Raw genomic sequence first — 13,328 nt, 5'->3', positions numbered from 1 at the left:
CTTTTTAATTCACAGCAAAGACAGTTTCAAGCATGTCTTAAATTTAGTCACTCACAGATTAAATTTGAGGCTTACTTATCTTTATCCTTGCCTTTTGCTTTCTCCCTAAGCCGCTTTGTTTCTTCAGCCAGATTTATCGAGGGGCAGGACATTGCAAAAAAGCTCCCTCTCATATTGGTGTTCTAACTGCTCTCGCCAGGGCTTGTTAGAAACAGGGACCAAATAGAAGGTTTCTCTTGAAGTATCAGTAACAAAAGCCATTCCATGCTGCATCAGCTCATAATGGATATCATGGACAAATCCCAGAGAGAAGCTCTGCCTGCCCGTTAACTGATTGATATCTTCGCGCGTTAAACATACCCCTTGATCTTCATCAGCAAAGCGATTGCGGAGCCAGTCAGAAAACTCTCTAGCACTTATCATTGTCATAAAAAATCGCCTCCGAGTATCTATTTCCCTGAAAAGTTTACTCCGTTATAAGTAAGTTATAGCAGAGCTCCGGAATATCGACAGCGTCAAAGTAAATTTATCAATAAAATCAAGTGCCAATAGAAGTCGCTTAACCACTAATGATGGAGAAGGCAGAGTACTAATTGAAAGCCAGGAAAGATTGGAGCTAACAATGTCTTAGAAATAAACAACGTGGTCTGAGAAATTGAACAATTTAGAGGGGAGAGACAGAGGGACACCCGTTCCTGCTACAACAGGAACGGGCTCAGCAGAGATTAAAGTGCTTTATAAAGCACTTTGTTACCTGCTAATTGGACGCGCTCAACCAGGCCTTCTTCAGCCAGTTTTTTCAGCGCACCAGTTGCCCATGAAGCTGCTTTTGCATCTTCCTGGCCAGCTTGAAGACCGATACCCTTAGGGTTGATGCCTTCTACGTTTTTAACAACAATATCCAGCACTGCCTGCTGTTTTGGAGTTAAAGACACTTGAGCCGCAGCCGGTGCTACCGCTTCAACTGGCTTTTGCTCTTCAACAGATTTTGCCGCTGGGGCAGCTTTTACTGTTTCTGCAGTTGGTGCTTTTTTCACAGCAACTTTTGCTGCTGGTTTTGCTACTGCTACAGTTGCTTTTACGCGCTTTTGCAGCTTAAGCTGAACTTTACGTTTGTGAGAGATTCTCATTAAATTTCCTACTCCGTTGCACTACTTTCAGTCACCACCATATACCAATCAGATAATTACTGAGTTTGGTATTTCCAGCGGGAAAAAGTAAGCGCGTGTTATACCAAGTCTGTTAGAGAAATGCCAGCAAACGGTCATTTAACCCGCAACAAAACATGATATTACTCAAAAATGAGCGCTGGCTTCTCATTTTTGACAAATATTTGCTGCTCAAAAATGTACCGAATATCAAGTGATAACCCGTAACTGAGAGGGTATTTGCGGCAAATAGGTCTAATTATGACGACTTCAGTAAAATGACACACAATAATATGCATTAAAACGCACAAGGCTGTATTGCCTAAGTTTCAGCCATAATTAATAGAGATAGCAATGAAGGAGAATGGCTTGGAGACACGCTATATTAAGCCACTGACAGCAAAGCCCGGGGGCTTGCTGTTGATATTCAGCCTGGTTGCATTTATTGCCCTTGGCCTGGCTGTATTCCTATTCCCGGCAGTGAATTCCGCTGCTGTGGCAATCCTGTTGCTGGCGGCATTCACCATGCTGATCATTGGGATAAAACAAGCACAGGAGCCAGAGCTTTCTTTTACTCTGACCTTTATGCACATTCAGTTCCACTGCTCCAGCGGCGGCTGGCTCGCTCGCTGGAAGAACATTTCCGAAATTGGCCAGGCAACGATTTCATACCAAGGCTGGTATCAACCTTTACCCTGGGTTGGGATAAGGCTAAAGGACTATGAAGAGTTCCTCGACTCAATCTGCCCTCGCATCGCCAGCAGGATCCTGATAGAGCAGCGAGCCCTGCTGCTCCTCGCTTACAAGCGGGTGGAGAATCCCCCACATAAAATCGAAGATATGCTATTTGATGACAGGCATTACATCACCCAGAATGGGAAAACATTCAAGGGATTGCTCGCCATGCTAGCCAACCGCATGAAATATAACCGAGAATTTCTTGGGTTTGATTTTTTTATCTCTGAAGATCTGCTTGACCGTTCAACAGATGAGTTTGTTGGCCTTACCCGGCGTTACCTGGCAGCCTCATAGCAGCTCTCCTCGTGGGCTTCAGTTGCCTGGGCTTTCAAAAATGGTAATAACAATAAACCAACTACAGCCGCGGCAGAAGATATCACCGTAAAAAAGCCGGCCCAGTGGTAATACTCCATAACCAGAGCCAGTGGATAGCCTGCCAGTGCGGCCCCCATATAAGCAAATAACCCCACAAACCCTGTTGCGGCTCCAGCTGAATCTTTATGAGAGCACTCTGCCGCTGCCATACCAATTAACATTTGCGGCCCAAAAACAAAGAAACCAATAGCAAAAAAGCATCCCGCCTGCAAAACAAAGCCCGTCATCGGCATAAGCCACAGCGCTGCCACCGAAAGGAAGATACCAATAGAGAAGATCAAATTCATTGGTCCACGGTTGCCGCCAAATAGCTTATCGGACCCCCAACCTGCAACTAGAGAGCCTACAAAGCCCCCCACCTCAAACAGCGACAATGCCGTATTGGCGGTGATCAAACCATAGCCATGCTGTTCAGTAAGGTACAGATTTCCCCAGTCGTTAATTGCTGTTCGTACGATATAAACCAATACATAGCTAAACGCCAACAACCAGATATATTTATTGCCCAATACGTACTTGTTTAAAATGGCGCTATGGCTCAAGCCTAGCCCTTCACTCTCATGTGCCAGCTCCAGCCGATCCCTACGCCAACGACCGACCGTTGGCAGGCCTAGCGTGCTCGGTTTATCCCTTAGACGCCAGCACAGCACCAGGCCAACGATCACCGCGATCAAGCCGGGGACAATAAACCCATAACGCCAGCTATAGTGAAGGGTCAGGTAGCCCACCAATAACGGGATCAATGCTCCACCCACATTGTGGGCCGTATTCCACAGTGACCACCAAAACCCACGCTCCGAACGTGAATACCAAGTCGTCATCAGCTTAGAGCACGGCGGCCACCCCCAGCCCTGAAACCATGCGTTCAGCACCCATAAGCTTGTCAGTACCAATAAAGAACTCGAAAAGCCAAACAGGATATTCACCACTCCTGTCGCAATAAGACCAAGCCCCATGAAGTAACGCGGATTAGAGCGGTCGGAAATGATCCCGGAGAGAAATTTAGAACAGCCGTAAGTGATATAGAACATCGTGCCCATCATGCCAATGTCCGCTTTATCCAACCCCAGATCAGCGATCATCGCCGGCATTGCATAGTTAAAGCTTTTGCGGGTGAGATAGAACACCGCATAGCCGATGTACATGGTAAACATAATGTGAAACCGCCAGTAGCGGTACATTTCATCGACCTGTTCGGCCTCGGTGACAACAACAGTCGACGGTGGGGATTTCAAATAACCAAGCATCAATCAATACTCTTTGTTTAGCCAGAAGCCCACTTATAACGCAGGCAGGATCACCCGAAGCTCAGTACCCTTCCCTTCGCCCTGGGTCTGGCTACTAAGCGTAAATGTGCCTCCCAAGGCCTGAACCCGCTCGCGCATCCCGCGTAAACCAAGCCCCTGCAGGGTATGCTCTGGCTTGAAGCCGATGCCGTTGTCTTTTACCACCAGCTCAACCTCATCCCTAACACGCACGCAGATACTCACTTGTGATGCACTGGCATACTTCACTACATTATTCAGCGCTTCCTGGCAGATCCGGTATAACGTCACGCTCATGGTATCACTGAGATCCGCCAGCTCTTGCCCATCATGATGCCAGGCAATATAAGTCTCAATTCCCTGGCTTTCACACTCCAGCTCCCGCACCAGCTGATGGACAGCCTCTTCTAGCCCGAGATCATCGAGTGACTTGGGCCTTAGCTGGGTTAGCAACCCTTTGGTCGTGTCATAAATGTTCAGCGACAGCCCCTCTATCGTCGAGGCACAATTTTTTCCCATCGGCGTGTTTTCGACTCGCTGAATGATCGAGGCCTGGGTACGGATAGCCGTAATGTTCTGGCCAATTTCATCGTGCAGCTCACGGGCAACCTCACGGCGTACCGACTCTTCGGCAGTTACCAGCTGACGGGAAAGGCTATGGTTGCGAACCAATTCATGACGTAGCTTCTGGTTCAGCTCCCGCTGGCGCTGTATCCCCATCCCCAACAGAATGCCTGTTAGGCTCTGGGCTGACAACGATAGCAAGAGATCGGTAATTTCAAGGTTACTGCCCCCGGTACGGGCGGCAATCAGGGCCACACTGTTTAGCAAAGTACCCAGTAAGGCCCCTTGCCAGCCATAACGAAAGGCAAGAAGAATGATGGGTATGGCAAGACAAAAAGGCGCAAAACGGCGCATTTCATCAGGTAGGCCGAGCTGGATGGCAATACTGATAATAAACAGCGAGGCATAGAGCACTACATGCCGGCTGCGCAGCTCAACAGGACGGGAGACCAAGTTAACGGTAAGTGGGATCCATGCCTTCTGAAACAGATAGCTCCAGATCAGATAGCAGCTCGGCACCAGCATTAGCCCGCCGGTAATACTGACCAGCAGCACCATCAGGCTATGGCCGCTAGCCAAGCCGACAACGAAAGTATTGATGAGTGCTGTCATACCAATTACCGCCCCCATCACACACAGCCTGCGCCACTGAGAGCCATAATAATATTGCTGTGCCAGCCACAAAACTGGCAGGCTGAGCAAGCTAGCCGCGAGCACCGAAACCCACTGCGGCTGTTCCAGCAGCACTGCCAGTGACACCATCAACCACCATTCGGCACCATACACCGCAGCCCAATAGGCTTTCGGCGTATGGAGCGATACCCCCAGCCGCATTGCAAACGGGAAAAACAATACCGCCAGCTCAGGATCAAGCGTGAAATACGAAGCAATGATCCACAGGCAGAACCAGCAGCAGGATATCAGCAGCCAGCTACACAGGGAGGTAATAGCAAAATTGCGCATCAAAGCGCCTCAGACGCAAAGCACTTTGCCAGCTCGACATTATTTTTCACATTCAGTTTATCCATCGCATTTGCACGGTGGACATGAACAGTTTTATGGCTTAGGCCAAGTTTGGCAGCCACCGATTTGACATCTAAACCCAATGCCAGCATCTCGCCAATTTGGCGCTCTCGCTTGGTAAGCTTGGTCAGCGATTTGGCTCCCCGGTCCGGAGAAGCCAGTTTTAATGCAATGTCCGGTGTCAGGTAGCAACCTCCCGTGGCTGCTGTGCGTACCGCCTGTATCAGTTCATCTGGACTGCAACGCTTACTCAGATAACCCCGAGCACCAGACTCCAGGGATTTCTCAACAATCGCCACCGAGTCATGGACACTCAACATGATACAGGCCATCCCTTCAGGCATATCGGCCAACAAGGATAAACCGCTCTCATCAGGCATAGAGATATCCAGTATACAAACATTCGCCTGGCTACCCGGTATGCCCTGCCGGGCTTCTTGCGCAGAGCCAAACTCTCCGACAACGTCAATATCCATCTCTAGAGAAAGGAGTTGTGCAAACCCCGAACGAACAATGATGTGATCATCTACCAGTACGACTTTGATCATCTAGAAACACCCAGTCAGAGCAAAAAAGAGGCATAAACTACATCCATCCGCCTTGTCAGGCAAGGCTGAAAAATTAAATGCCAAAATTCATAGCGTAGCGAGTGGCAGGAAACGGTAAAGCCAGCGCTCCACGCGTTATTTCCTGCGTTTGCGAATACAAAAAAACCACCCCGCGGGGTGGTTTAGTATCAAAGCCAGCTTACGCCAATTCCAGCTCAGCCTGTTTCTGCAAACGTTTTTCGCGGCGGATTTTTTTCTCTTCAGCTATCGCGACGAAGAACAGCAAACCAATACAGACCGCAGCAGAGGTATCTAATGCTGCAAATGTGCCTTTCCAGCCTGTCAGGCCAAAGATTGGCGTGCCATCGGCAATCATACCCAAGCCTAGCTTGGCAAAACTGTCACCAATCAGGTAGGCAAATGTCCCTTTGATGCCGTCGGCAACACTGATTGCTTTTTTCGGTACGAAGCCAACGGCAGCAACACCGATCAACAGTTGAGGGCCAAAGACCAGGAAACCAAGAACGAATAGCGAGCCCAGGTACATGTATTCATTGGTTGCCGTCTGATAAAACTCAAGGGCAAAAATAATCAGGACCAGCGACACACAGGCAACAATTGCTCGACGGCCATTGGCCAGGTCAGACAGGTAGCCCCACATCAATGTCCCAACCAGAGCACCAACCTCAAACAGTGTGAAGCCCTGAATTGCCGTCTCTTTTGACAAGCCCAGTTCCTGATAGGCGTAAACGGTTGACCACTGGTCAATACCGATACGAACGATATATAGGAAGATATTGGCAAAACACAGCAGCCAGATGATTTTGTTTTTTAGCACGTATTCCATGAAAATTTCGCGCTTGGTCATCTGGTTTTCTTCGGCGCTGACATCTTCTTCGCTGATCTCTTCACCAAACAGCTCTTCCGCTTTACCCAGGCCGTAAGCTTCCGGTGAATCACTACCAAAGCGCAGGCCGATAAAACCAACCACCAATGCAATAATCGACGGGAAGATAAACATGCCGATCACGTGGCCGTCAAACAGATAGTTTGCACCGAACAGGGCAACACCCGCCGCACCAGCACCACCGACGTTGTGTGACATATTCCACAGGCCAAGGTATGTGCCGCGCTTATTACGAGGCGTCCACTTGGTAATCGTGGAATAACTTGACGGGCCACCGGTACTCTGGAAGAAACCGCTCAAGCCATAAAAAGCAATCATCAGGAACAAGCTAATCCCTGAGCCACCCATGCTGACACTAAAGCCCAACATCGCAATACCTGACAGGATCAACATGAAAGGAAGAAACTGTTTGGTATTTTTCCCGTCGGCATAATAAGAAACGGCTGTTTTACCGATACCGTAAGTAATGGAGAAGCCCAAGCCAATCAGACCCAGCTCTGTCATCGACAGGCCGTAAGTCGAAATCATATCGTTCTGGGCAACATTAAAGTTTTTACGGATCAGATACATGGTCATGTAGCCAATAAATACAACCAGATATGATTGCAGAAATGGCTTAAACCACATTTTGCGGCGCTCTTCTACAGGCAGGTCGAGAGTTGGTTTTCTGACCTGGTCCAACAATTTAAACATGTGAAATCCTCAACAGATTTACTTGAAAATAAGCCTGCTTACTAAATACTGGGCGGTTCCGGTACGGTTCCGGAATGGTTCCGGTAAGTCACGCAGCATTCAGTAAGCAGACTCGCTGGATATCATCGGGAGCAAGATGAATAGTTATATGTCCAGGTCATGCCTTCTATAAGCCGCGCATGCGTTCGTGACGAGCATGGCTATTGATTGAAGACATGATGATGGCTAACCCGATTGGTTGAGGATTCTAAAGACGGCCAGCTTTGCTGGCTTGAGAAGGTGGCCTAAAACAATTAGGAAAGATTCCTAGTTTTACTAGAACAGTCGGAAAAGCGTGAAAGTAGTCACACTATTATTATGGGGAAGCGGGAAGCGGGAAGCGGGAAGCGGGAAGCGGGAAGCGGGAAGCGGGAAGCGGGAAGATTGTAAAAACAAAAAAACGAGAGTCAACAACAACTCTCGCTCTTTCCCGCTTCACGGAGCGAAGCGTAACTCGCTTCCAAGGCGAAGCCTTAATACACCGGCATTTCATCCGCGACGAATGGGTTCGAAGCACGCTCATTGCCAAATGTTGAAAGCGGACCGTGGCCCGGTACAAACGTGACATCGTTGCCCAGAGGCCATAGCTTGCCTTTGATTGAATCAATCAAAGTTTGATAGTCACCTTTAGGGAAATCAGTACGGCCGATACCGCCCTTAAACAAGACATCACCGACAAAGGCAATGCTGGCTTCGTCACTATGAAGTATGACATGACCCGGCGTATGGCCTGGAGTATGAAGCACATTCAGCTGCTGGTTACCCACAGTAACGATATCGCCGTCAACCAGCCACTGGTCCGGATCAAACGCTTCTGTCAGCGGGAAACCGAACATTTCACTTTGACGAGGTAACCCCTGCAGCCAAAACGCATCGTCTTTATGCGGGCCGATCACGGGCACACCCAGCTCTGCTGCTAGCGGAGCGGTACCACCGACATGATCGAGGTGGCCATGAGTCAAAATAAGCTTGGTTACCGTCAACCCCAGCTGCTGAACTTTTTCTTTCAACAGGTGAATGTCACCACCTGGATCAACCATTGCGGCTTCTTTAGTTTCATCACACCAGATGATGGAACAGTTTTGCTGAAACGGGGTAACTGGAACAATTTCAAACTGGAGACTCATAGCCCTTTCCTAACTGACAATAATCTCGTTGCAGGATAACACGCCAGTGGCGGTAACAACAAAAACCCAGAGACAACAAAGCCGGAAACTATCAAGAGAGGGAGATAGAAACCGGCTTTGGAATTATTCGATAGGATGTTGAAAGAACACTTACCAGCGGCGGACTGGGCCTGTGTCTATGTGAACGAAGCCACTCTTCGGGTAATAACCTACACCACCTAGACGTAACTCTAGAGCTGCACGACGAACTTTCGAAAGCGGCACTCCTTCAAGATTGAAATCAATCGCCTCACCCTTCATATGGTAGCTTTTTTTAGCGACACCACCATTTTTTTGCAACGCTTGATTGGTTTCGGGAGAGCGGTAGCCAGAAATAATTCGCACCTGCCCTTTATGGCCTAGACCTTCCTGAATTTGGGTAATCGCATCAAACAAACGCCGATCCATATGGGCCACTTCATTGCGGCGGAAATCACGACAGATATGATTGATTCGCTGTAATTCTTCCTTGATATAGTTTTGACCGTCAAAATACTGGGTTTCCAGATCTTCACGGGTATGAATATTACACAACGAAATATTTCGTGCGCTCGTTGCTTTATACGGGCTAGAAAATGCCACTCCTGGCAATAAACATGCGCCAACCGCCAATCCCCCAGCAACCAATAACTGGCGGCGCTTGTAATCAATCTCAGACATCCTAAACAAAACCACTTTCTTGCTAATATCGGGCCAAAGCCGTGAAACAAAAAGCAAGATACCGTTCAGTTTTTGTTCAGTCAAACCTCCAAAACACAATAAAACGATCAATTATTGTGCAACTGTCGCCTACTTACTGACTTATAAGAAATTTATTCATGGTAATTAATTGTAAATTTTTCTCCCTTTTGAGACATCTCAATCATTCGATCATAGCTATAGACATCGTTACGGAAATTCACCAAGCCTTGAGTATCTACCCATGCTGTCTGATAAATCACATGTACTTTAACCCGGTTGTTGAGACCAACTGTTTTGGTTTTCGTCCGGGCTTTAAGTTCATTAACGCGCTGCTCTGGCACGCCTGAATAATTGAGCAGAATCATCGCTAAGTCATCGGCATGCTCAACCCTGACGCAGCCTGAACTAAATGCCCTTTCATCTTTATTAAACAGACTTTTAGCTGGCGTGTCATGAAGATAGATAGAGTGATCATTCGGGATATTAAACTTAAACCGGCCTAGCGCATTTTTTTTACCCGGCTTTTGTCTCAGCCGATAAGGGAAGGCCTTAGCATTCACTATGCGCCAGTTAATCGTGTGGATCGGGATTTGCTCGGAGCTTGTCCAACTACGGATCACTCTAAAGTCATTCCGGTACAGGTAACCGCGGTCATAACGCGCTTTAGGCAGGATATCCTTGCGCATGATGGAAATCGGGACATTCCAATAAGGGTTGAAAACAACCGAAGCGACAGTTGATGTCATCAAAGGTGTACGGCGGCTTGGTCTGCCGACAATCACTTTACTGTCAAGTACATGCTTATTGTCCAGCCATAGGCTCAACCCATAATCAGGTATATTGACAATCAGCACTGAAGGGTGCTCCACCGGCCACAAGCGTAACCGCTGGGCATTAAGCGCCAGTATCCTGATCCTCTCTTGCGCAGGCATAGCAAGCCAGTACCGGGTGTTAGGCCCAATGGTGCCATCAACCTTGAGGCCATGCCTTTGCTGGAAGCTTTTTATTGCATTAGCAAGATCGATATTATAAGTGCGAACACCCGCTTCCCGTAACTGCTCGGCCTCATAATCCTTCAAATCACCGAGGTTTTCTAACATTGTGATCAAGCCATCAGGATTCTTTAAGCGGGTTCCAAGGCGTATAAAGCCTTGCTGGTAGAATCCGGGCCAGCGCTTGCTTGCCACTTGCTCCAGTTCATTTATTGCCAATTGTATTTGGGTGTAGCGATCATCAGCAGGCTTGAAGCCAGTAATAAAGAACCGCAGCCGGTCAACTTCTACCGCAGTTAGCAATTGCTTGATCCCTATTGCAGATGGTGCAGGCAAACGTGGTTCAATCCCGGCACCAAACAACCACCCACGACCAAACTCGGGCAAACTCTCGACATAACTCATATATGCCAACAGAGAGTCAGTGGCCAACAAGTCATATTGGCGCCAGTCATTCGAATTTTTATAGTGTTGCAGAAGCGAAAAACGGCGAGAAAAATCAGCACTGATACTGGCCTGGGCCAATAGCCTCAGCTGATCTTCAAATTCGGTAGCAGCGAATGTATCTTGCCAAAGAGGGGTATAGCCGATGGCATGGTAAAGCTGGGCAAGTTTATCAATATACCGGATTGCCGATATATTGTTTGCGACTTGATGGACCCATTGTTCGGCTTTTTGCTGCTGTAACACACCTTCAGCGGGTTGCTGTGGTTCAGTGGCTACGGCAAGGGGTTGTGATTGTGATAATGACGGTAGCGTTTCAGCCAACACCGTCTGCGTACAAGCGACCATCAGGACAAGCCCGATACAACTAAGCTTTGACACAGCCATTTGAGATCCCCGTCAGCAACACTTTAAGTATGGCAAATTGATAAACCAACGGACTTAAATTTAGCTTCAGGGGGATATCAGCAGTGTTTCAATTCTTAAACTCGAGCATTATTATCAACAAAAACACAAGCATCAACAAAACCGACTGTGTTGTATGACATTGAATTAAAACAACTATATAACAACTATAGGTTCTATAAAAATACAATAGTAAATAAGTACTAATTTAAAAGCGGCGAGTCTTAACCCAATAGCACGTTCCAGTGGTTGTCCCACATTACCGGGCTTTGGAATGCAGTGATCTGATTCGGAGGGGCAATCGTCAATACTTTTCCCGAACCGGAACCGACCAGCCACTCCCCATCGACCACGCCTACGCCGGATGCATCAATTAATGGCTTGATTTCTACCAGCTCCCTACTCGCTTCATGCCAGATACCATAACAGTTGCCACGGGGAGACGTTGCCAGTAAATAGCCATCTACACTGGCAATGCTGGCAATGTAATGATTGAATCGAAGCCACTGCTCATCGTCAGCCTGAAGATGGCGAAGCGGCTGACCACGGCGATGCAATGCAACCAGCGGTGCCGCCTGCTCGGGCTCCCCGCGATATTGCTGACCGCAGGCGACCTCTCCCGTATCGGTCACGCTTAAATGGCGGATACTCAGGCGTTTATCTTCCAGTTCAACCTGTTCCAACAGCTCGCCTGTCTGGGAGTCAAGATAAACCAATGCAGGCTGCATCGAATCAAGGTTCATCGGGGTGCGTCCTTGGGTATGCACGCCACCAACACCAACCGCTAATGTATTCTCATCAGCCAATACAATTTCATGTGGCCCAATGCCAAAGTCTGAATACTCAGCGACTTTCGGCATTCCGGGTTTGACTTCATAAACCCCTATCACCCCAGCACTGCTAGCGGTTACGCCTTCGGTCGTAAACAGGTAGTTACCGTCTGCCGAAAACACACCGTGACCGTAAAAATGACGTTTTGGATCAACCGCCCTGATCGGCCACTCTTTCCCATTTTTATAGTCAAATACCTGCAAGTATTGCCCGGGACAACGGCTAAAAGCCGCCGCTAGTGAACCACTAGGTTGAATTGCGATGCCGTGGCCACGGGCAGGAAGTGCGAACTGGTAGATCGGCTGGCCATTCTGAGCCGCAATCACCACACCATAGCCACCGCTTGGCGTCCGGCTACAACCGATAATTTTAGGTTGTTGAGAACGGGCTGCCTGGGTGCTTGAACATGCAGTGAGCAACCCGCCCGCAGGTACCGTAGCAAGCGCACCCGCCCCCATCGCCGAACGCAGTAATTTCCGACGTGTAAAATCAGTCACCATCTGTTGCATTGAACCCCACCACAATACCTAGCTCTAGTGCCACATCATCCTGTAGCGCAATCTGAATATATTCCAATCCATTGTAAATATTAAGCAGCTCTCGATAACCTTCCCGAGTCTTCAGCATTGGCACCATCGCGGCTGTACCCGGCCAGCTTTCCAGCAAAGAGGCAAAGCGGTTGGCAATTCTATCGGCAGTACCGACAAGGCCACGCTGTCGCAGTAGTGTGTCAAGCCCATTTCCACCCGCCAGATAAAGCTGTTGCATCGCTTCAACATTGGCTTTTAAATTGTTCAAAGACGTTTGAGAGCGCCATGACTCAACCTGGTAAGGTTTCGGCGAGCCGGGCTTTCCTAACGGGCGGCTTAGCTTTTTCATACTGTAATCAAGCTGGTTATTCAGTGCACCAAGGTATTCGCCCAGCGCTAACTCCGGGGTCATTTGCTGCCAAGGATCGCTCTGCCAAGCCACAGCTAGTCGCTCACCACTTTGCTGCAGACGGTCACCGATGGCACCTGCTAACTGGCACCCCTTTTCGCCTTTCAGTTTCGCTTGCTGCTCATACAGAAACCACTCAATTGCACCAAGCCCTTGAACCACAACACTCTGCTGTGCAATATCAGCTGCCGTCCATGGTTTATCTTGCTTTAGCAACTGATTAAGCTTTCTGCCGGTCGTGTTCTTTTTATCGGGCCAGAATTGGATCTGCCAACTCAGCGCCAATGCTTCTTCGCTGCCTTTTTCTCGGCCCTGCAAAGCCATCCACGGTACCATCACTTGCTGCCATGACTGTTGTGTATCCTGCAACTGGGATTCGCCATAGCTCTGGCACAATTGAGCCAACTCTTCATTGAGCTGACCAGTTGCCACGGCGAACTGTTCGGCTGACTGAAGATGTTGCTGGTGAATGGCACTACTCATCGTTTTCTGCTGGTCATTACAGCCAGTAAGAGCCATAACGGCCGCCACTGATAGCGATATAACTGATAATTTCATCTGGACTTCCCT

The 13,328-nt window shown here is 48.5% G+C and carries 12 protein-coding genes; 1 reads left to right on the top strand and 11 read right to left on the bottom strand.

Going from position 1 to position 13,328, the window contains the following annotated elements; genetic code table 11:
• Positions 1 to 123: 123 nt before the first annotated feature.
• Positions 124 to 429, bottom strand: a complete 306-nt coding sequence (locus AC51G0_RS06460; RefSeq protein ID WP_075766450.1) for a hypothetical protein — start codon at positions 427 to 429, stop codon at positions 124 to 126.
• A 296-nt stretch (positions 430 to 725) separates the two neighbouring features.
• Entirely contained in the window at positions 726 to 1,130 is a 405-nt protein-coding gene (locus AC51G0_RS06455) for a MarR family transcriptional regulator (RefSeq protein ID WP_496301236.1), read from the bottom strand.
• A 387-nt stretch (positions 1,131 to 1,517) separates the two neighbouring features.
• Between AC51G0_RS06455 and AC51G0_RS06450 the strand changes: the two genes are divergently transcribed.
• A complete protein-coding gene (locus tag AC51G0_RS06450; protein WP_496301235.1) occupies positions 1,518 to 2,180 on the top strand; it encodes a DUF2982 domain-containing protein in 663 nt (220 codons plus the stop codon).
• On the opposite strand, the gene AC51G0_RS06445 is transcribed toward AC51G0_RS06450, so the two are convergent.
• The 9 genes from AC51G0_RS06445 to AC51G0_RS06405 form a co-directional block, all read right to left on the bottom strand.
• A complete protein-coding gene (locus tag AC51G0_RS06445) occupies positions 2,162 to 3,508 on the bottom strand; it encodes an MFS transporter (RefSeq protein WP_496301234.1) in 1,347 nt (448 codons plus the stop codon). The genes AC51G0_RS06450 and AC51G0_RS06445 overlap by 19 nt on opposite strands.
• A gap of 33 nt (positions 3,509 to 3,541) precedes the next feature.
• Positions 3,542 to 5,053: a signal transduction histidine-protein kinase/phosphatase UhpB gene (uhpB, locus tag AC51G0_RS06440; protein ID WP_496301233.1), complete on the bottom strand. Its 1,512-nt coding sequence runs from the start codon at positions 5,051 to 5,053 to the stop codon at positions 3,542 to 3,544.
• Positions 5,053 to 5,661, bottom strand: coding sequence for a response regulator transcription factor UhpA (gene uhpA, locus AC51G0_RS06435; RefSeq protein ID WP_496301232.1), 609 nt, complete (start codon positions 5,659 to 5,661; stop codon positions 5,053 to 5,055). Before uhpA ends, uhpB begins: the two co-directional genes overlap by 1 nt.
• 199 nt (positions 5,662 to 5,860) lie before the next feature.
• Positions 5,861 to 7,261 carry a hexose-6-phosphate:phosphate antiporter UhpT gene (gene uhpT, locus AC51G0_RS06430; RefSeq protein WP_496301231.1) on the bottom strand — a complete coding sequence of 467 codons (1,401 nt, stop codon included), beginning with the start codon at positions 7,259 to 7,261 and terminating at the stop codon, positions 5,861 to 5,863.
• A gap of 512 nt (positions 7,262 to 7,773) precedes the next feature.
• Positions 7,774 to 8,427, bottom strand: a complete 654-nt coding sequence (locus AC51G0_RS06425; protein WP_496301230.1) for an MBL fold metallo-hydrolase — start codon at positions 8,425 to 8,427, stop codon at positions 7,774 to 7,776.
• 150 nt (positions 8,428 to 8,577) lie between these two features.
• A complete protein-coding gene (gene mepK / locus AC51G0_RS06420) occupies positions 8,578 to 9,126 on the bottom strand; it encodes a peptidoglycan L,D-endopeptidase MepK (RefSeq protein WP_496301229.1) in 549 nt (182 codons plus the stop codon).
• 152 nt (positions 9,127 to 9,278) lie between these two features.
• The gene (locus AC51G0_RS06415; RefSeq protein ID WP_496301228.1) at positions 9,279 to 10,970 is read right to left on the bottom strand and encodes a L,D-transpeptidase family protein; all 1,692 of its coding nucleotides are present in this window, start codon (positions 10,968 to 10,970) and stop codon (positions 9,279 to 9,281) included.
• A gap of 242 nt (positions 10,971 to 11,212) precedes the next feature.
• Positions 11,213 to 12,319, bottom strand: a complete 1,107-nt coding sequence (locus tag AC51G0_RS06410) for a DUF1513 domain-containing protein (RefSeq protein WP_496301883.1) — start codon at positions 12,317 to 12,319, stop codon at positions 11,213 to 11,215.
• The gene (locus AC51G0_RS06405) at positions 12,309 to 13,316 is read right to left on the bottom strand and encodes an imelysin family protein (protein ID WP_496301227.1); all 1,008 of its coding nucleotides are present in this window, start codon (positions 13,314 to 13,316) and stop codon (positions 12,309 to 12,311) included. The genes AC51G0_RS06410 and AC51G0_RS06405 overlap by 11 nt, the downstream gene beginning before the upstream one ends.
• Positions 13,317 to 13,328: the final 12 nt, after the last annotated feature.

It is taken from the genome of Photobacterium sp. HL06, assembly GCF_059552575.1.
This window is presented reverse-complemented; position numbering and strand designations above follow the sequence as displayed.